Origin of the sequence: Cellulomonas bogoriensis 69B4 = DSM 16987 (assembly GCF_000767165.1) — a bacterium.
Lineage (GTDB): Bacteria > Actinomycetota > Actinomycetes > Actinomycetales > Cellulomonadaceae > Actinotalea > Actinotalea bogoriensis.
Window position 1 is genome coordinate 1 of sequence record NZ_AXCZ01000392.1, and the last position, 810, is coordinate 810.

2 protein-coding genes are annotated in these 810 nt (G+C 74.2%); both read right to left on the bottom strand.

Features of this window, described 5'->3' with window-relative positions:
* Positions 1 to 326: FAD-dependent oxidoreductase (locus N869_RS15630; protein ID WP_232229839.1), on the bottom strand; the 326-nt coding region annotated here is incomplete at its 3' end.
* The gene (panD, locus tag N869_RS15635; protein WP_035063224.1) at positions 323 to 757 is read right to left on the bottom strand and encodes an aspartate 1-decarboxylase; all 435 of its coding nucleotides are present in this window, start codon (positions 755 to 757) and stop codon (positions 323 to 325) included. The genes panD and N869_RS15630, both read right to left, overlap by 4 nt.
* Positions 758 to 810: the final 53 nt, after the last annotated feature.

Sequence of the window (810 nt, forward strand, 5' to 3'; positions counted from 1 at the left end):
GCCGCGAGCGCGCGCACCCGCGCCGGTCCCTCGGTGACCAGGACCTCCACCGCCCGGCGGTCGCACAGCCCACCACCGGCCACGAGGGTGTCCTGCAGGTGGGCCGCCGGGGAGTCGCCCGGGGCCAGAGCAGCCGCGATGCCGCCCTGCGCCCACACGGTCGACCCCGACGCCAGCGACCCCTTGGTCACCAGGAGGACCTTGGGCACGCGGGTGCGCAGCTCCAGCGCGGCGGTCAGACCCGCGATCCCCGACCCGACGACCACGACGTCGGCCTCGGCGGTCCACCCCGGGCCGGGTGCGGCGAGCGTGCGGGCGAGCCTCACCGACCGGCCGGCCACGCGAGGGCGGCCGTGCTGAGCCCGGGGGGGGCCGCGCCGGGGTCCTGACCGAGATCGACCATGCGGTTCCCGGCGTCCACGTGCACCACCCGCGGGGAGTAGGTGCGGGCCTGCTCGTCGGGCATCTGGGCGTAGGCGATCACGATGACCAGGTCACCCGGGTCGACCATGTGCGCGGCGGCCCCGTTGATGCACACCGTCCCCGACCCGGCCTCACCGGCCAGGGCGTAGGTGGTCAGCCGGGCGCCGTTGGTGACGTCCACCACGTCGACCTGCTGACCGGGCAGGATGTCCGCGGCCTCGAGCAACGCCGTGTCGATGGTGATCGAGCCGACGTAGTGCAGGTCGGCAGCGGTCACCGTCGCACGGTGGATCTTGCCCACCATCATCGTCCGCTGCCACGCGCTCGTGCTCATCGGTTCCTCTCAGCCCCACGCAGCTCCAGCCGCGTGCTGTCGATCAGTCGGGT

Coding starts and splice junctions, on each gene's coding strand:
- panD (WP_035063224.1), bottom strand. CDS start 757: ATGAGCACGAGCGCGTGGCAGCGGACGATGATGGTGGGCAAGATCCAC.